General features: G+C 35.3%; 13 protein-coding genes. 4 read left to right on the plus strand and 9 right to left on the minus strand.

From position 1 onward, the window contains the following. Window positions 1-114 precede the first annotated feature (114 nt). The 4 genes from ACNC7R_RS20085 to ACNC7R_RS20100 form a co-directional block, all read right to left on the minus strand. Window positions 115-2,421 (minus strand): glycoside hydrolase family 65 protein, encoded by a 2,307-nt coding sequence (locus ACNC7R_RS20085; protein ID WP_417942796.1) that lies wholly within the window; start codon window positions 2,419-2,421, stop codon window positions 115-117. A 148-nt stretch (window positions 2,422-2,569) separates the two neighbouring features. Continuing rightward, window positions 2,570-3,220 carry a beta-phosphoglucomutase gene (gene pgmB, locus ACNC7R_RS20090; protein WP_417942797.1) on the minus strand — a complete coding sequence of 217 codons (651 nt, stop codon included), beginning with the start codon at window positions 3,218-3,220 and terminating at the stop codon, window positions 2,570-2,572. 18 nt (window positions 3,221-3,238) lie between these two features. Further along, window positions 3,239-4,594: an MFS transporter gene (locus tag ACNC7R_RS20095; RefSeq protein ID WP_417942798.1), complete on the minus strand. Its 1,356-nt coding sequence runs from the start codon at window positions 4,592-4,594 to the stop codon at window positions 3,239-3,241. 274 nt (window positions 4,595-4,868) lie between these two features. Beyond that, window positions 4,869-5,900 carry a LacI family DNA-binding transcriptional regulator gene (locus tag ACNC7R_RS20100; RefSeq protein ID WP_417942799.1) on the minus strand — a complete coding sequence of 344 codons (1,032 nt, stop codon included), beginning with the start codon at window positions 5,898-5,900 and terminating at the stop codon, window positions 4,869-4,871. Window positions 5,901-6,137: 237 nt separating this feature from the next. Here ACNC7R_RS20100 and ACNC7R_RS20105 point away from each other — a divergent pair, with 237 nt between their 5' ends. The 4 genes from ACNC7R_RS20105 to ACNC7R_RS20120 all read left to right on the plus strand — a co-directional run bounded on the left by ACNC7R_RS20105 (window position 6,138) and on the right by ACNC7R_RS20120 (window position 14,568). Then, complete coding sequence (locus ACNC7R_RS20105; RefSeq protein ID WP_417942800.1) at window positions 6,138-9,113, plus strand: SusC/RagA family TonB-linked outer membrane protein; 2,976 nt, start codon at window positions 6,138-6,140, stop codon at window positions 9,111-9,113. A 34-nt stretch (window positions 9,114-9,147) separates the two neighbouring features. Then, complete coding sequence (locus tag ACNC7R_RS20110; protein ID WP_417942801.1) at window positions 9,148-10,776, plus strand: RagB/SusD family nutrient uptake outer membrane protein; 1,629 nt, start codon at window positions 9,148-9,150, stop codon at window positions 10,774-10,776. Window positions 10,777-10,803: 27 nt separating this feature from the next. Then, complete coding sequence (locus ACNC7R_RS20115; protein WP_417942802.1) at window positions 10,804-11,619, plus strand: SusE domain-containing protein; 816 nt, start codon at window positions 10,804-10,806, stop codon at window positions 11,617-11,619. 75 nt (window positions 11,620-11,694) lie between these two features. After that, the gene (locus ACNC7R_RS20120; RefSeq protein WP_417942803.1) at window positions 11,695-14,568 is read left to right on the plus strand and encodes an alpha-amylase family glycosyl hydrolase; all 2,874 of its coding nucleotides are present in this window, start codon (window positions 11,695-11,697) and stop codon (window positions 14,566-14,568) included. A gap of 76 nt (window positions 14,569-14,644) precedes the next feature. Here ACNC7R_RS20120 and ACNC7R_RS20125 read toward each other — a convergent pair whose 3' ends face one another. From ACNC7R_RS20125 to ACNC7R_RS20145, 5 genes are all read right to left on the minus strand, one after another. Next, window positions 14,645-14,869 (minus strand): DUF6814 family protein, encoded by a 225-nt coding sequence (locus ACNC7R_RS20125; protein ID WP_031454172.1) that lies wholly within the window; start codon window positions 14,867-14,869, stop codon window positions 14,645-14,647. A gap of 11 nt (window positions 14,870-14,880) precedes the next feature. Beyond that, window positions 14,881-16,377, minus strand: a complete 1,497-nt coding sequence (locus ACNC7R_RS20130) for an MFS transporter (RefSeq protein ID WP_417942804.1) — start codon at window positions 16,375-16,377, stop codon at window positions 14,881-14,883. A gap of 317 nt (window positions 16,378-16,694) precedes the next feature. Further along, a complete protein-coding gene (locus ACNC7R_RS20135) occupies window positions 16,695-17,264 on the minus strand; it encodes a hypothetical protein (protein ID WP_417942805.1) in 570 nt (189 codons plus the stop codon). Next, entirely contained in the window at window positions 17,251-17,745 is a 495-nt protein-coding gene (locus ACNC7R_RS20140; RefSeq protein ID WP_417942806.1) for an RNA polymerase sigma factor, read from the minus strand. The genes ACNC7R_RS20135 and ACNC7R_RS20140 overlap by 14 nt, the downstream gene beginning before the upstream one ends. A 1-nt stretch (window position 17,746) precedes the next feature. After that, complete coding sequence (locus ACNC7R_RS20145; protein WP_417942807.1) at window positions 17,747-18,583, minus strand: alpha/beta fold hydrolase; 837 nt, start codon at window positions 18,581-18,583, stop codon at window positions 17,747-17,749. Between the last annotated feature and the right edge of the window lie 704 nt (window positions 18,584-19,287).

The following is a 19,287-nucleotide window of genomic DNA, read 5'->3' on the forward strand; positions in this document are numbered from 1 at the left end:
ACAAAGATTGACGATGCTCTGGATGGAATTCCTCGTGGGATTTCTCCTTTGTCGAAATGACAAGATTGTCAAATCAGTAATTTTTGTTTTTTTTAGTTTTTAAAGTATTGTAATTTAATCAATTTTGGCAAGCTGTTTGTCTGCAATTACAGGTTTTCCGTTTACGATAATCGTTAAATCCTCATCGCCATCTATAGCAAAAGTAGTTTCTGTATGAGTTACTGCAACTTTTAAAATCTGATGCCTGAAATTGATTTTAAACGAATAACCTTTCCATTCTTTCGGAATTTTTGGTGAGAAGTGAAGCTGGTCATTTTTAACACGCATTCCGCCAAAACCTTCTACGATGCTCATCCATGTTCCCGCCATTGACGTGATATGACAGCCTTCTTTAACTTCTTTGTTATAATCGTCCAAATCCAAACGAGAAGTTCTTAAATAAAATGTGTATGCCATATCCATTTTATCTAATGCTGCAGCCTGAATGGAGTGTACGCAAGGCGAAAGCGAACTTTCATGCACAGTAAACGACTCATAAAACTCGAAATTTCGTTTCAATTCTTCTCTAGAAAAATGATCTTCGAAGAAATAGAAACCTTGTAAAACGTCTGCTTGTTTGATATATGGCGAACGCAACACACGATCCCAAGACCATTTTTGATTGATCGGACGCTGGGATTTATCTAAATCTTTTACAGGAACTAATTCTTTGTCTAAGAAACCATCTTGCTGTAAATAAATCCCTAATTCCTCCGATTTCGGGAAATAAATGTTATCAGCTACTTTCTTCCATCCTTTGATTTCTTCTCCTGGAAGCTTTACTTTTTCGATTATTCTTTTGTGATCGTCAGGATATTCTGAAGCTACTTTTTCAATTTGTTCGGCAGCAAAATCGATACACCATTTTGCAATATAGTTCGTGTAGAAATTATTGTTGATGTTATTTTCGTACTCATTTGGACCTGTAACTCCCAAAATCACATATTGATTTTTCTCTTTTGAGAAAGAAGCTCTTTGGTGCCAGAAACGCGCAATTCCGATTAACACTTCTAAACCTTTTTCCGGAATATAGGAGTAATCGCCTGTGTAACGGTAATAGTTGTAAATCGCAAAAGCAATCGCACCATTTCTGTGGATTTCTTCGTGTGTGATTTCCCATTCGTTGTGGCATTCTTCACCATTCATGGTCACCATCGGATACAATGCCGCGCCGTTTTTGAAACCTAAATTATCTTTAGCATTTTCAATTGCTTTATCCAATTGATTGTAGCGATATGCCAATAAGTTTCTCGCAACCTGTTGGTCTTTTGTCGCCATATAAAACGGAATACAATAGGCTTCAGTATCCCAATAAGTAGATCCGCCGTATTTTTCTCCTGTAAAACCTTTTGGACCAATATTTAACCGGCTGTCTTTTCCTGAATACGTTTGGTTTAACTGGAAAATATTAAAACGGATTCCCTGTTGAGCCTTAACATCACCTTCAATCGTAATATCTGACATTTCCCAGATTTTTGCCCAGGCATCAATTTGGTTTTGAAGTAAAGTATCATATCCTAAGGAAACGGCCGATTTGATTACTTTTTCGGCTGCAGCCAAAGTGTTTTCGTGATTTAAAGAAACCGTATAACCCCCTATTTTCTGAATGGATGAAGTTTGCCCTTTTGCGATAATGGTTCCGTACGTAAACTGTACTCTATCAATTGTAGAATCAATTGCAGAAGGAGAAATATGAATATTTTCCCCATTAGCCAAAATCGTATTGTGCATAAAAGTAGTGACTTTAAAATGCGTCTTAAATGTTTGTGCCGTTACGAAAGCTTCACAGCTTGATTTTTTTACTGCGAGAGGCTCCCAGAATTTTTCATCCCAATTGGCATCTTCATTGGTTACACCTGCATCAATATACGGTTTGTAAACAATTTTGGCATCTTTATTTAAAGGCGTAATATCGTATTTGATGATACCCGCTTCATCGAAGTCCAAAGAAAGAAAACGACGGACATTAACGGCGATTTCAGTCCCGTTTTTTAAAACCGCTTCAAAAGAACGGTTGTACCAACCTTCTTTCATATTCAGTTCCCTGCGGAAATTCCGAACCTCATCACAGGCATTTAAATCCAGGTTTTCTTCATTGATTTCGATATTAATTCCAATCCAGTTAGGCGCGTTTAGTACTTTGGCAAAATATTTCGGGTAACCGTTTTTCCACCAGCCTACTTTAGTCTTATCCGGGTAATAAATTCCGGCAATGTAGCTTCCCTGAAAAGTCTCGCCGGAGTATGTTTCTTCAAAATTGGCCCGTTGTCCCATAGCCCCGTTCCCAAGGCTGAAAAGACTTTCGGAAGATTTGACGCTTTCGGCATCAAACCCTTCTTCTATGATGGACCAGTTGTCTGGTTTTATATAATCCTGATTCATTTGTTTTATTAATTAGATAATTAGAAAATGTGTCAATTTGATAATTATTTGACTGTTTCTTCTAATTTGATTGATCTGTTAATTGATGATTTATACTATTTTATTATTTGATAATTTTCATTTTCTAATTATCAAATTGACACATTTTCTAATTGATTAACGTTTGGATAAAACTTTCCTCAATAAGAGTGAAGTCCTTGAAAATGTAATCTGCCTCATGTAAAATGGTTTTCTCACCGATTCCCACACTTACCATTTCTGCGATATTTGCTGCCTGAATTCCGGCAACAGAATCTTCAAACACGATGGCATTTTTTGGGTCAATATTTAGCAATTGAGCCGCTTTTAAGAAAACTTCCGGATCTGGTTTTGCGTTACTGACGTCATTTCCGTCAACAATAGCATCGAAGTAAGACAGAATCCCTGTTTTTTCCAGAATGGGTCTTGCGTTTTTACTGGCAGAACCCAATGCAATTCCCTGATTTTTATCTTTTAATGATTGCAGAATTTTAAAAACTCCCGGAAGGATTTCGTTTTCGTCCATATCAACTAAATAAGATAAGTAATCCTCATTTTTCTGAATTAGCATTTTGTCCTTATCGGCCTGCGAAACCTGGACATTACCTAATTCTAAAATGATATCTAAAGAACGAACTCGGCTTACGCCTTTAAGTAATTCGTTATGTTCGTGTGTGAAATTTATATTTAACGCTTCTGCGATTTTTTTCCAGGCCAAAAAGTGATATTTGGCGGTATCGACAATGACTCCGTCAAGGTCGAAGATGAATGCTTTTTTCATTAAAGGGAGAATTCTTATTTATGATTTCAGGATAGTATCGTCTACATCTTTTACTTTGTAGACTAAAAGTGCAGCAATTAAGAAACTTATGCCACTTGTGATTAGGGCATAAATAGCATCACCATGATAAAGATATTTTACTATAGGCCCTCCGATCAATGCATTTACAATTTGCGGAATAACAATAAAGAAATTAAAGATTCCCATGTAAACACCCATTTTTTTAGGCGTAATGGAACCGGCAAGAATGGCATAAGGCATAGCCAGAATACTTGCCCAGGCGATTCCAATTAAAACCATAGGTAAAACTACCCAATCTTCATCAGGCATAAAGTAAATGGATATTAAACCAATTCCTCCTATAATTAAAGAAAATGAATGTGTAGCTTTTCGTCCAATTTTTTTTGCGATATACGGCAGGAAAAACAAAGCTACAATGGCAGAAACAAAGTTGTAAACACCAAATAAAATTCCGACCCAGTCACCGGCGTTTTGATATTGCTGGCTCGAAGTGTCGCTAAGTGGTAATTTGTAAATGTGGTGTGCAATGGCAGGAGTTGTAAAAACCCACATACCGAATAATCCAAACCATGAGAAAAACTGGACCCAGCTGAGCTGACGCATTGTTACAGGCATTTTTGCAAAATCTGTGAAAATGTCGGTGATTTTTGATTTTTCCTCAACATTGGAAATCACCTGATTTTGCGGATCCTCGAATTTTACCAGTTCTTCAGGTGAATATTCTTTTGTTGTAAACATGGTTACGAGAATTGACCCCACTAAAACAGCAGCACCAATAATAAAGGACAGCGTCAGGTTTAACGGAACACTTCCCGGTGTACTGCTATTTGATACATCAAACCATTTTGTTAAAACATAAGGAAGTGCTGAACCAATTACAGCTCCAAAGCCAATTAAGGATGTCTGAATACTAAATCCTGCAGTACGCTGATCTGTTCGCAAATTATCTCCAACAAGTGCACGAAAAGGCTCCATGGCGATGTTAAAAGAGGCATCCATAATCATTAACATTCCGGCGCCAACCCACAAAGCAGGTAATACTGAAGTGAAAATATTAGCCTGAGGCATCAGGATTAATCCTACCGAAGCCAAAATTGCCCCTATTAAAAAGAAAGGTTTCCGTCTGCCAAATCTTCCCCAGGTTCTGTCACTGTAATGACCAATAACAGGCTGCACTATTAATCCCATAAGGGGAGCAATAATCCAGAACCATGAAAGCTCATGGACGTCGGCACCAAAGATTTGTAGAATTCTGCTGGCATTTGCATTCTGAAGTGCAAACCCCATTTGTATCCCCAGGAAACCGAAACTCATATTCCAAATTTCCCAGAAACTTAATTTACGCTTTTCCATTATCGTAATTTGTAAAAAATTATACGATAAGCGCTTTGCTTATCAAAACTTACTATTATTTCGAAGTAAAAGTAAAAGCTTTGAACTGGGCTGTAAATATATAAATATATTTCAGTTTTTTGTTTTATATAGGCAAATAAGAGCAAACATTTTTTACTACAAGGTTGTAGTAATGAATTAAATAAGAAAAAAGTGCCAGTAAAATGAAACTGATAAAGCGTTAAAAAATTTCAGGTTTAAACAGTGGTATTACTTTTATTTTATAACTAATAAATTAATCCGTTGACTCTCTTTTTATAAGATGCGTTTCGATAACCTCTGTTTTGTAATTTTCATTTTCTTCATCATCATTTTCATGTTCTGCTTCGAGTCTTTCAATAAGCATTTTAGCGGCTTTATTGCCCATTTTTTTTCCGCTTTGACTCACCGTTGTAATACTTGGCGTTGAATATTTAGAAATAATACCGTCAGTAAAAGCAATTACAGCCAGATCTTCCGGAACTTTAAGCCCCATTTTGTTTGCTGTTTTAATAATGGTTACGGCAAAAAGCTCATTTACGGCAAAAACAGCATCAAAAGCCCTGTCATGTAAAAGCTGGCTAATCGTAATTTCGCAGGTATCTACGTCTTCAATTTTTATGATTAAATCTTCGTTAAACGGTAGTCCGTTGTCTAATAATGCTTTTTCGTAACCATCTGTTCTTAGTTTACCAACGCTTACATAATCAACAGTAGTAACAAGCGCTATTTTTTTTCTTCCGCTATCTATCAGACTCTGAACCGCTTCGTAAGCTGCAGCTTTATCATCAATAATTACTTTATCACATAATATGTCATTGGTTACACGATCAAACATTACAACTGGCATTCCCTGATTGATCACTTCGGTTATATGGTGAAAATCACCCTTGAATTGTGTTTCTTTCGAAAGCGACATGATAAAACCGTCGATGCTTCCGTTCGCCAGCATTTCCATGTTTAATACTTCCTTATCAAAAGAATCATCCGATAAACAGATTACTACGCTATAACCATTTTCGTTCGCAACCTGTTCAATTCCGTTTATTACGGTAGAGAAAAAATAATGTACAATTTCCGGAATGATAATACCAATACTTTTGGTTTTTCGGTTTTTTAAACTAAGGGCAATGTTGTTGGGTTTATAGTTGTAAAACTTTGCAAAAGCCTGCACTTTTAATCGTGTTTCTTCTCCAATTTCAGAGCTGTTTCGCAATGATTTTGAGACCGTTGAAATAGATACATCGAGCTCTTTTGCAATCTGTTTTAGGGTCACTTTTCGTTTCATGATGCTAATTTGAAAAAAATGTTATTGCTAATAAAGGTATGTTTAATTTTCATAAATCATAATTTTAATCTTAAAAAAACGTCGTAATATATAAAGTTTTCAACACTACCACGTTTGCGTAGGCCTATAAAAATGACTTGGTGTTGAGCATGTTAATTAATTCCTAATTTTGAAATTCGAAGTAAAACTAAAAGCTTAACTAACAATCTAAAACTCAAACTAAATTAAACAAAAAGTATGAAAACAATTTCTCAAAAGTTGTTATTTTTATTCCTGCTGTTTCCGTTTTTGATGCTTGCTCAGAGCACTATAAACGGTTCAGTTGTCGACAAAGCGACAGGACAGCCAATCCCGGGAGTAAATATAAATGTACAAGGTGCTCCGGGAGGAACATCGACCGGATTTGACGGTAATTTTGAATTATCTAATGTAAAGAACGGAAACAAAATCACGATTTCTTTTATTGGATACAAAACAGAAACTGTTGACTATAACGGACAAAAAACACTAAACATTTCACTAGAAGAAGATACCAATCAGCTTAAAGAGGTAGTTGTACAGGTAGGTTACGGAACCGTTAAGAAAAAAGATGCAACTGGATCTGTTTCTCAAATTTCAGCAAAAGAATTCAATAAAGGAATTAATGTAACTCCTGAAAGCTTAATCAGCGGTCGTATTTCGGGTGTTAATGTTACAGGAGGAGGAGCTCCAGGTGCAAAAGCTGATATTAGAATTCGTGGAGGATCTTCTTTAAATGCATCAAATGAGCCTTTGATCGTTTTGGACGGATTGCCTTTAAGTAATGCAGTACCAAGTGGGGCTACTAGTATTTTATCTACAATTGATCCTAATGATATTGAGTCTTTTACAGTTTTAAAAGATGCCTCTGCTGCTGCAATCTACGGATCTCGCGCTGCAAATGGTGTAATCGTTATTACAACTAAAAAAGGAACAAAAGGTGGTGTTAAAGTAAACTTTAGCTCTCAGGTTGGTATCAATACTGTTGCTAATACTGTTGATGTGATGAGTGCAGATCAATTCCGTGAATTGGTTAATACTAAAGGAACTCCTGCTCAACAAGCTTTATTAGGTAAGGCAAACACAAACTGGCAGGATGAAATCTTTCATACAGCTTTAACAACAAACAATAATATCTCTGTAAGTGGTGCTTTATTTAATAAACTACCAGTTCGTTTATCTGTAGGAAATGTTGATAATTCTGGAATCCTAAGAAATACTTCTTTTGAAAGAACTACAACATCGTTATCGTTAAATCCGGTTTTATTTGATAGTCATTTAAAAATTGATATTAGCGGAAATTTATCTTTTGGAAAAAATCAATTTCAGGATGAAGGAGCAGTGATTGGAAGCGCAATTGGATTTGACCCAACGCAACCAGTATATCAGGCAGGATCTCGTTATGGAGGGTATTTCGAATGGTTGGAGCCTACTGGAAACTTACCATTATTACCAGCAAGAAACCCTGTAGCAAGATTAAATCAGGATGAAAGAAGAGCAACTTCTACAAGAAAATGGGGAAATGTTAGATTAGATTACAAATTTCATTTCTTTGAAGATTTGAGAGCTGTTGTAGAAGCTGGTATCGATAGATTTGATAGCAGTGGATATACACAAGTAAGTACACAAAGTGCTTTAGGATATCAGCCAAAACCTTTTACTGATCCGGGTTATGTGAATTTAGGTAACTATAATAGCTATACAGATGCACTTCAAAACAAAAACTTAAATGCGTATTTTAATTATACTAAAGATTTAGGAAAGTTTAAAATTGATGCAACAGCCGGTTATAACTATCAGTTGTTTCAAAAAGAGAAATATTCATCAGGAGAAGTGAGACAGCCAAATCCTAATGCGGACGTTGCTACAGATCCAGATGTAAATTTACAATCTTATTTCGGTCGTTTAAACTTAGGTTATGACAGCAGATATTTATTGACGCTTAACTATAGAAGAGACGGAACTTCTCGTTTTTCTGAAGACAACAGATGGGGTAATTTTGGAGGAGCTGCTTTTGCATGGAATATTTCTGAAGAAGCTTTCTTAAAAGATAATGCAACAATATCAACTTTAAAATTAAGAGTAGGCTACGGAACAACCGGGCAGCAGGATATTTCTGCGCAATACGATTACTTACGCAGAGTAACTCTTGGAACAATTAATACGCAATATATTTTTGGAAATACTGTTTATTCAACAGCAAGACCAGAAGGTTATAATGAAGATATTAAATGGGAAGAACTGGCAGAGACAAACGTTGGTATTGACTACGGTTTTTTTAATGACAGAATAACTGGATCAATCAATTATTTTAATAAAAAATCAACAGATTTACTTGCAGACATAGCAGTTCCTGATGGAGCCAATCTTAGAAATCAAGGATTCTTTAATATTGGTAGTGTAGATACAAAAGGGGTTGAGTTCAACATTCAGTCAGATATTATAAAAAAAGATGATTTGATCTGGAATGTAGCTTTTAATACGACTTACATTGATCAGAAAATTGCTGATCTAGGAATTACTGTTCCGGGTTTCCAAGGGTATTTAGCTGGCGATAATATTGCCGGAGGAAGCGGAAATAAAATTCAAATAAATTCTGTTGGATATGCCCCAAACTCATTCTTTGTTTACGAACAGTTATATGATGCAAACAAACGACCAATTGCTGGTGCGTATGTAGATAGAAATGGAGATGGGAAAATAGATGCTGGAGATCGTTACAGATTTCATAAAACAGCTCCAGATTATACTTTCGGATTGTTTTCTACTTTAAACTATAAAAAATTCGATTTTACAATGAACTGGAGAGCGAGTTTAGGAAATCGTATTTTTGATAACGTAAGTTCTAATTTAGGATATTCTGATGCAGGTTTAAGAAGACAAACAGACTTATCCAATGTAAGTACCGATTATTACAATACGGGTTTTACATTTGAAGATAATGGTACAGAACGTTATTTATCAGATTATTTTATTAAAGATGCTTCTTTTATAAAACTAGACAACGTAACTCTTGGTTATACTTTTGATAAAACAATAATTAAGGGAGCTTCTCTAAGATTTACTGCTGGTGTACAAAATGTATTTATCCTAACCAAATACGATGGTTTAGATCCGGAAAAATTCAATGGAATTGATAATAATGTTTACCCAAGAGCAAGAACATACTTGTTTGGTGTTAATGCGAATTTTTAATAAGGACTGAAATCAAAATTTAAAAATAAACAAAATGAAAATATCATTTAAATATATAACTTATTTTTTCCTATTCGTTTTAGGATTAAGTATGACGCTTACTTCGTGTACAGACGACTTAAACGTGACGCCAAAGGATGATGATGAGTTTTTATCTGAGAGCTTCTTTCAAGACCCGGCATCTTACAAACAAGTATTGGCAAAATTATATGCTGGACTATATGTAGGAGGTAATGATGGTGACGGAGATGCGGCGGTTCCAACAAAAAGCCCTGATATTGCAGGACTTGGCGGAGATTTTAGTAGTTACTTAAGATTGCTTTTTGTTACTCAGGAATTTACAACAGACGAAGCAATTATTGCCTGGGCAGATGGTACTTTACCAACATTAAATAGTCAAACATGGTCTCCTGCTAATGAGTTTTTGGCAGGAACTTTCTCGAGAGCTTTTTACCACATTAGTGTTGCGAATGAATTTTTAAGACAAACTACTGATGAAAAATTAGACGCCAGAGGTGTTGATGCGAGTTTGAAAGCCGATATTGCTAAATTTAGAGCTGAAGCCCGTTTCTTAAGAGCTTTTTCATACTATAACTTAATGGATTTATTTGGTAATGTGCCAATTACAACAGAGAATGATCCTGTTGGGTTCTTTTATCCGGTACAAAAATCTAGAGCAGAAGTTTTCGCTTTTGTGGAATCAGAATTAAAAGATTTAGATAACAGTCTTGTAGCTTCAAAACAAAACGAATATGGCAGAGTAGATAAAACAGCTGCTAAATTTTTATTAGCTCAGCTTTATTTAAATGCTAAAGTATATACGGGAACTGCAAGAAACGATGAAGCAGCAACATTGTGTAGTGAAATCATCACGGGTTCAGGATATACCTTTGCAAATGTTCCTTACAGTTACTTGTTTTCTGCAGACAATAACAGAAACGGTGCTCAAAATGAAGTTATCTTTCCTATAATTGGTGACGGTAATGCAATTAGAGCTACTGGTGGAGGAATGAGTTTTATTATGCACGCTTCAATCGGAGGAAGTATGAATGCTGCATCCCGAGGTATGGACGGCGGTTGGCAGGGAATTAGAACTCGTAGAGAGTTTGTCAATCTTTTTCCTGACGAAACTGCAACTGGTGATAAGAGAGGTACATTCTATACAAATGGACAATCAAAAGACATCAAAAATGTTGGAACTTTTACAGATGGCTATGCTGTAACAAAATACATCAATATAAATTCTGATGGATCTGCAGCGCAAAGAAATGATATTCCAGATATTGATTTCCCAATGTTCAGATTAACAGATGCCTATTTAATGTACGCTGAAGCAACGCTTAGAGGAGCAACAACAGGAAATATTGGTACAGCTTTAGGATATATTAATCAAATTAGAACCAGAGCTGGAGCTCAGACTATAACAGCACCACAACTAACTCTTGATTTTATTTTGGATGAAAGAGGAAGAGAGTTGTTTTGGGAATGTCACAGAAGAACTGATTTAATCCGTTTTGGCAAATTTACAGGTGGATCTAAAATCTGGCAATGGAAAGGTGGTTCTGTAAATGGAAGCGCAACAGAATCATACAGGGATTTAATGCCTATTCCTGCAAGAAATATTCAGGCAAACCCAACATTAAAACAAAATCCAGGTTACTAACTAATCTCTAACTAAAAATAAAACGAAATGAAAAATATATATAAAGTATTAATTGCATTCATTGGCATATTAGCTGTGTCTTGTAATGCAGATGATGTAGAAAACAGACCCGTAATCGAAGCTGCAAGTGCTCCGGTATTATTAACACCAAAATCTGATTTTACTATTGTTCTTTCAAAAGAAACAGAAAATAAAATCGCTACAACAGTAGTATGGAATGATGCAAAATATGATGGATCTCAAACAGTTGTAAACTACACAATTGAAGTTGCAAAAGCAGGAACTAATTTTGCTACACCAATTGTTGTATCAAACACGACTGAAAGGTTCAAAGCCCTAACTGTAGCAGAATTGAACTCGGCATTAGTTAACGGTGGTTTTGTTGAAAAACAAGAAAACAAAGTTGATATCCGTATCAAATCTGCTGTTGGGGCTTCCGGACTTCCACAATATTCTAACATTTATACTATTACAGCTACGCCATATCATGTGCCATTAGCTAGTTCTCACTGGTTAGTTGGAGCTGCCACTCCTGGAGGATGGACATGGGCTGGTGATGCAGAAACTGAATTCCCGCTAGTAGTTGGTAAAACTGATGTTTATAAAGTAACTATCGTTCTTAAAAGCGGAGAAGCATTTAGAGAATTTTTAGGAAATAATTTTACAAGCGATGGTAACTGGGATGCAAGTCATAACTATACATATTATTCAGGTTTAGGATATGCTATAGATCCTGAATTAGTAAATGCTGGAGATGGAGACAGTAATTTTAAATATACCGGACCAACAGGAGAAAGAGTTTTGACTATTGATAATGGTGCAAAAACGATAACATTAGACTAAATTTTTAGTATAAATAAATTAAAGGCTATCTGCGGGTAGCCTTTTTTTAATCAGACTATTTTAATCAGAATCCTCATGAAAAAAACTTTACTAGCAATATACCTGATGTTCACGGCTGCTGTTTTTGCTCAGCAGCAAAACGTAACGTATTCCATAAGTCCTGCTACTTTTGAAGAGACCAATTCTATTACCATTACCATAAACGGAAGCAGTATCAATGAAACGACCTGGGGCATTGCCTCAACTCACGAATTGTATATGTGGGCATGGGCTTTTGACATCAATGACACTACCGCAAAAGGAACACCAAATAACGGTTCATGGACCGCTTCAAGCACAGCGAGTATGTTTACGTATAATGCAGGAACAGACACTTACACCAAAACTATTACTCCTGTTAACTATTACAATGCAACCGGAATTGGCAGAATCGGTTTTTTGGTCAAAGCCAAAGACGGAACCGGAGATAAAAAATCACAGGATATTTTAGTCGAAGTAGGTACTTTTCAGGTTACACTTACTTCTCCTGCAGAAAACAGCTCAGCTATTTTAGTATCAGGGGCTAATTTTAACATTGCTGCGACAAATACCAATGGTTTTGCTAGCTATGTATTAAAATCAAACGGAAATACAATTAATACAAATGCAAGTACGACAAGTTATTCCTTTAGCCACACTAACATTACAGCGAATCAGAGTTATGAATTATTGGTAACGCAAGGCGCAATAACCATTTCAAAAAAGTTTTCGGTTATTGTAAATCCTAATACCGTTTCAGAAGCTATGCCTGCCGGTTTAGTTGACGGAATCAATTACAACACAGCTGATGCCACAAAAGCAACTTTAGTTCTGGACGCCCCTTTAAAAGATTTTGTTTACGTTGCAGGAAGTTTTAATAACTGGCAGCCTTCATCGATGTATGCCATGAAAAAAGACCCGACTTCAGGAAAATTTTGGCTTGAATTATCAGGACTGGTTTCGGGTGTCAATAATACGTTTCAATATTGGGTTGGAGATGCAACGCCATTAGCCAATTCGCCTTCATTGGTTAAAGTGGCAGATCCGTATTCTACTTTGGTTCTGTCTCCTTATGATGATGCTTCCATTCCTGCCGCCAATTATCCAAATATTCCTCCTTACCCATCAGGACAGCAATTTGAAGTAACCGTTTTAAAAACCGGACAAACACCATACAACTGGCAGGTAACCAATTTTACAAAACCTGAAAAAGATAAACTGGTAGTGTATGAAGTTTTGGTTCGTGATTTTGATGCCAACAGAAACTACCAAAGTTTAATTGACAGAATCGACTATTTTAAGAATCTTAAAATAAACGCTATCGAACTAATGCCAGTAATGGAATTTGAGGGCAACGAAAGCTGGGGTTATAATACTTCTTTCCACATGGCTTTAGATAAATTCTACGGAACTTCGGATAAATTAAAAGAATTAATCGATCTATGCCATCAAAACGGAATCGCAGTTATTCTGGATGTGGCTTTAAATCACGCTTTCGGAAGAAATCCGATGGTCAGAATGTGGATGAATGATCCTGATGGAGACGGTTTCGGATCACCAACCGCAGAAAACCCTTATTTTAATACTGCTGCCAAACACAGTTACAGTGTTGGAGAAGATTTTAATCACCAGTCCATCAGAACTCAGCATTATGTAAAACGTGTAATCAAACAATGGGTTGAGGAATACAAAATTGACGGTTTGCGTTGGGATTTAACCAAAGGGTTTACTCAAAATTGTACGGCTTCAGATGAAACTTGTACAAATACCTATCAGCAGGACAGAGTTGATGTTCTAAAATCATACGCAGATTATTCATGGAGTCTGGATCCCACGCATTATACTATTTTCGAACACTTAGGAACTGATCTGGAAGAACAGCAATGGTCAAATTATAAAATTGCAGAATCGCCAAGCAAAGGAATCATGATGTGGGGTAATCTGAATGGTGCTTATAATGAATTATCTATGGGATACACAGGTAATATTTCCAGAATGACAAGTTCAAGCCGCGGTTTTACTGCCAATCGATTAATAGGTTACGCAGAAAGCCATGACGAAGAGCGATTGATGTATAAAAATATACAATACGGAAATTCATCAAATCCAGCACACAATGTAAAAACATTAAGCACAGCTTTGTCAAGAATGTCAGCAATTGGAGCAGTTTCATTACTGGTTCCGGGACCAAAAATGATCTGGCACTTCGGCGATTTAGGCTGGGATTCTTCAATCTTCACTTGTAATAACGGAACCGTAAATGATGCCTCGGCGACGATTTCAGGAGACTGTAAATTAGATACCAAACCTCAGCCACAATGGACAGGAAACTGGCTTGGTAATGCGGGGCGAAGCAAAATTTATAACGACTGGTCGAAAATGATCACCATGAAAATTGCGGAGCCTGTGTTTTCAGGAACAGCAACCATGTCAAATACCAGTTCTTTATATCCGAACATTAAAATTACAAACTCAGCTCTATCTTCAGGACAACTTAAAGATGTGTTAATTTTGGCAAACTTTAATGTTACCACTCAAAACGTTGCTACCGGTTTTTCATATCCGGGAACATGGTACAATCTGATGGACAATACTACAATAAATGTTACCGACGTGAATGCTGTAATGAGTATTCCAGCAGGAGAATTCAGAATTTATGGGAACAAACAAGCGAGTCTGGCTATTGAAGATTTCGAAAAAGGAAATACAGTGAGTTTGTATCCAAATCCGGTTTCGAGTTATTTTACATTGAATTTTACTGCTGTAAAAGTTGAAATTTATACCATTACAGGTCAGTTGGTGAAAAGTTTTGCAACTAATGCAAGTTTGGATTATCAATATAGTGTCAACGATTTAAAACCGGGCTTATATATTGTAAAAGCAGTTAATGAAAATAATGAACTACAAGTAATGAAGTTTATTAAAAAATAAATTTTTTGGTTCATTTGGTAATGCAAAAAGGCTGTCCGCGTATGGACAGCCTTTTGTTTTTTATTACTCTTAGATATTAGTTTTCTTTATCATATTCTCCTGTCAAAGAAAAGTATCCAAAAACTCCCAGTCCCAAAACAATTAAAGGAGTCAGGATAAACAGAATGATAATCCCAAATACTAAATCCTCTTGCTGATCCGACAAAAATTTTGGCAGACCAAATTCAAAAACACAAAAATAGGCAGCAGCAATTGCTAATACGATCCATAGAATTCCTAAGGCTCTTTTTATAAAATTCATTTTTCAGCAGATTAAAGGTGAGAATTTTTATTTTTATTATCGATGTAAATCATTCCAATTACAAAACAAACAGAGGCAATCACAATAGGATACCAAAGTCCGTCCAGATAAAAGTCCTGTTTTCCGGCTGCTTTTGAATGAGTAACAAAATAAGTCGAAATTGCAGGAAGCAAACCTCCGAAAATTCCGTTTCCAACATGATAAGGCAACGACATGGATGTATATCGAATTTTAACCGGAAACATTTCAACCAAAAAGGCCGCGATTGGTCCGTAAACCATCGTTACAAATAATACCTGAATGAATACCAGGAAAATCAGAGTCCATTCATCACCCGAATTAATAGTGACAGAAGTAGTAACCTGAGCCTCTTTTTTAGCAGCAAAATGTGTCTTTTTTTCAATTGAAACAGTTCCATCAGTAAACTCTTTATGAGTCGTGTAAACAGAATCTTTTGCAGCCGTTAGTTCAACCGTTGTTTTTGTTTTTTCTGTAATTTCGGTTTTAAGAGCTGTATCTGTTGTGGTGTACATGGCCTTATAAATTGGTCTGTAGAGCAAAATCGCAAGCAGCATTCCGCCCATCATAATATATTTTCTTCCTACTTTATCACTAAGCCATCCAAATACAATAAAAAATGGCGTTCCAAGTAAAAGTGCAATTCCTAATAAAGTATCAACTTGCGAAGAATCTACATTCATTACTGTTTTCATGAAACTCATGGCGTAAAATTGTCCTGTGTACCAGACAACCCCCTGGCCCATTGTAGCTCCAAATAAAGCCAGCAATACAAATTTTAAATTATAACGGTTTCCAAAACTTTCCTTTAACGGACTGGCACTTGTAGTTCCTTCTTTTTTTGCTTTTGCAAATTCAGGAGACTCGTCCATATTTTTTCGGATGAGGTAAGAAACACCCACCATTACTATCGAAACCCAAAACGGAACGCGCCATCCCCAGGTATCAAAATCCTCAGCAGAAAGAACTGTTTTTGTTGCCAGAATGACCATCAGGGAAATAAATAACCCAACTGTTGCTGTGGTCTGAATCCACGAAGTCCAATAACCTCGCTGTCCTTTAGGGGCATGTTCAGCAACATAAGTCGCTGCTCCACCATATTCCCCACCTAATGCAAGTCCTTGTAATAAACGTAAAATCAAAACCAATAAAGGCGCTAAAAATCCAATAGTTTCATAGCTTGGAATACAGCCTATCAAAAAAGTAGAACCACCCATTAATAACAAGGTAGCCATAAAAGTATATTTACGACCAATAATATCTCCCAGTCTTCCAAAAAATAAAGCACCAAAAGGGCGAACCACAAATCCTGCGGCAAAAGTTGCTAATGTTGATAAAAATGCTGCAGTAGGATTGTCGCTGGGGAAAAATTTGGTTGAAATTACAACGGCTAAACTTCCAAAAATATAGAAATCATACCATTCAATCATGGTTCCCATTGAAGAAGCAGAAATTACTTTCCAGATGCCTTTGGTAGATGTATTACTCATAAACTGCTAATAATGTAATTGATAATAAATAATTAATTAAAATATTTTTTTACGAATATAAAAGATATTTATTTATCTCACTGATACTTTTTTAACAAAAGCAGATTAATTGTGTATTTTACATTTTTAAGCAATGAGAAAGCGGTGATAAATGAAAAGAAAATGTTGACCATAAATGACGCAAAGAGTATTAAAGGTTCACAAAAGTTGTAATAAGCATTATAAACCTTTAATGCGCTGTGCGATTTTAGAATTAATCAGAGGGATAGAAACATGGAATCTTTTATTACTCTGTATGTTTAGTTAATTACCTTATTTTAGGAGATGTTTTTTAAAAACCTTAAAAGCCCTATCTCTTTTTTAATCATTTTAATCAAGAGCAATCCGAAAAGCAGTAAAAAACCAAAGCCACTCACTAATATATAAAGATAAAACCCATCAGAAAAACTTTTTTTAAAAACAGGTAAGAGGAGCGTAAAACCTGCAATATATATCAGATAAACTACCGGTGTAAAAACACAATGAATTTTTTTTCTCCATTGATAAAAATGTTGTGCCTGCTTACTGTATTCAATCAAAGAAACATCTGATTTTAGGTTCTTTAATTTTTCCATACTAATCCACTCTAAAACGATCCGAAATATAAGCATCGTAATCATAATACCTAATCCTAAACTAAATAACGTTTGTTTATAAGCACCCGCCCAAACATAATAAAATATTAATATCAAAGCGGTTACACTTAAAATTACTCTGGTCCAAAAATGATTGCGTTTAATCTTTTTAGTATATTCCGCTGCTTTTTTAACAATATCAGCGACCGCTGGTTTTGAATCCGGATCCGTTTGCTGGTTCCAAATAGTTTGTAAGTCTTCAAATGTTTTCATTTTGTACACATTGAGTTAAACTTTTTTTAATTCGATGAATTCTAACGCGAAGTGCTTCCTCGGTTATACCAATTACTTCTGCTATTTGAGGATATTCCACGCTGTCTAAAGTCATTAGAATTATCATTTTATTTGTTTCTTCAAGTTTTTGTATGCACTGATACATTTGTTGAAGTTGTACTTCTTTTTCATTCGAATACGATTCTGAAACAACCTGAGGCTGAATATGCGTCCTGATTTCTTTTTTCGAAGATGATTTTCGCAAGTAAAGGAGACAGGTATTTACAGTGATTCTGTAAATCCAAGTACTAATACTTGATTCATTACGGAAAGTATCTAATTTCTCCCATATCTTAATAAAGATTTCCTGAGTCGCATCCGAAGCCAATGCTGTATCTCCACAAAAATAACCTTTGCACAAACGAAATACCTTAGGATAATGGCTGTTGTATATGTTGTTAAATTGCTCTTTGGCACTCACCTTATTTTATTTCTGATTTTACTTTTTCCATAAACCACTCCGGCTGATCATACATTACAAAATGAGCCGCTTTTTCTGCGTAATAAATTTTAGCAGACGGTAAATTTTCGTATTGACTTTTATAGGTATTTTGTACGGTATTAATATCTGGATTTGTCGCTGCGAGAATCACTACCGGAATTTTAATTTTAGCAATTTCTTTTCGTAAATCTAAATTAAGCATGTCAATATAACCATAAACATAGGTTTTTCTATCCGCAGTTTTCATCCATTCTGCAATTGTTTTTTGCTTTTCTTTATTAAAACACATGTAAGAAACCGACTGGGTATTCATAGCATTGAACGTATTTGCATCCATAGCAAGCATCATATTGCTCTGCGGGTTTTCATAAGAAATAATATCTCCTTTATAATTAGGAATCATTAAAACTGCACTTGCAGGTAACGCATCAACAATAATTGCTTTTTTGAACAGATTTGTTTCCTGAGACGCTAACCACAAACTCAAAGTTCCTCCCAAACTATGACCAATTAATGTGGCTTTTTTTAATTTTTTAGTTTTTACATAAGTAATAACCTGATCCTTTATAGTAGACAACCAAGGGCCTTCAATTGGAGGAACATTCCCAAATCCTGCAAAAGTAAAAACGTGGCATTCGTAGTTTTTAGACAACTCGGCTACCGTTTCATTCCATACTTCTCCTGTACAGCCAAAGCCAGGGAATAATAAAACAGGATTACCTTTTCCCTTCACCTCTACCTTAAAGGCCGTTTGAGAAAAAACAGGTCTTGAAACGATAAGCATAAATACGATAATCAAGATTGATTTTGTTTTCATAATGTTTGTTTGTTTTTAAAATTTCCCTTTTGATGCAACACTATATTATTTGTTACATCAAAAAATCTACTTTTTTTATGTAAAACTTTCAACACGTAATTTTACTGGCTGTAGGAGTAATAAGAAAATATTCAGATTATAATTTTTGCCTCATTTCTTAACAAACTTTACGACTTATTAATTGGCTTCTCTGATTTTAAATCCAAATAGGGATCTAAAGCTTCGGCTAATTTATTCATGCAATAAAAACTGTTTGGATGATTGCTATTTGGTTGTGCCTATCCGCTAATTACATTATTTCAATTTTGGAGATTGGCAAATTCAAAGGAAAACAAGATTATTTTTAACGAAAGGCAACATGAAATCTTTCCTGATAAAATTGTTTCTCATATTAGGAAAAATATCTGAGAGTACAATTGATATAAACAACTTTATAAAAGTTTTTGAATTAAAAGGTCAGACATTATTTTTTCTAAAACGAATTTTTGAAACTCCAGAAGATGAAAATTGGTTTAGAAATGAAGTGTTTTTGAAGATCAAAAACAGATAAAATTTTGGTAAAAGTCTTTTTTTTAAAACATAAAAAAATTCTCCAGCTATTGATTGAGTTATAGTATTCTTTAAAATGAAGAAATTAATCCAGTTTGTGGTTAAAGAATTGCAAAAAAACCTTTGGCATAGTTTTAAACTTTACCAAAGGTTTT

It is taken from the genome of Flavobacterium adiutor (genome assembly GCF_048282555.1).
GTDB lineage: Bacteria > Bacteroidota > Bacteroidia > Flavobacteriales > Flavobacteriaceae > Flavobacterium.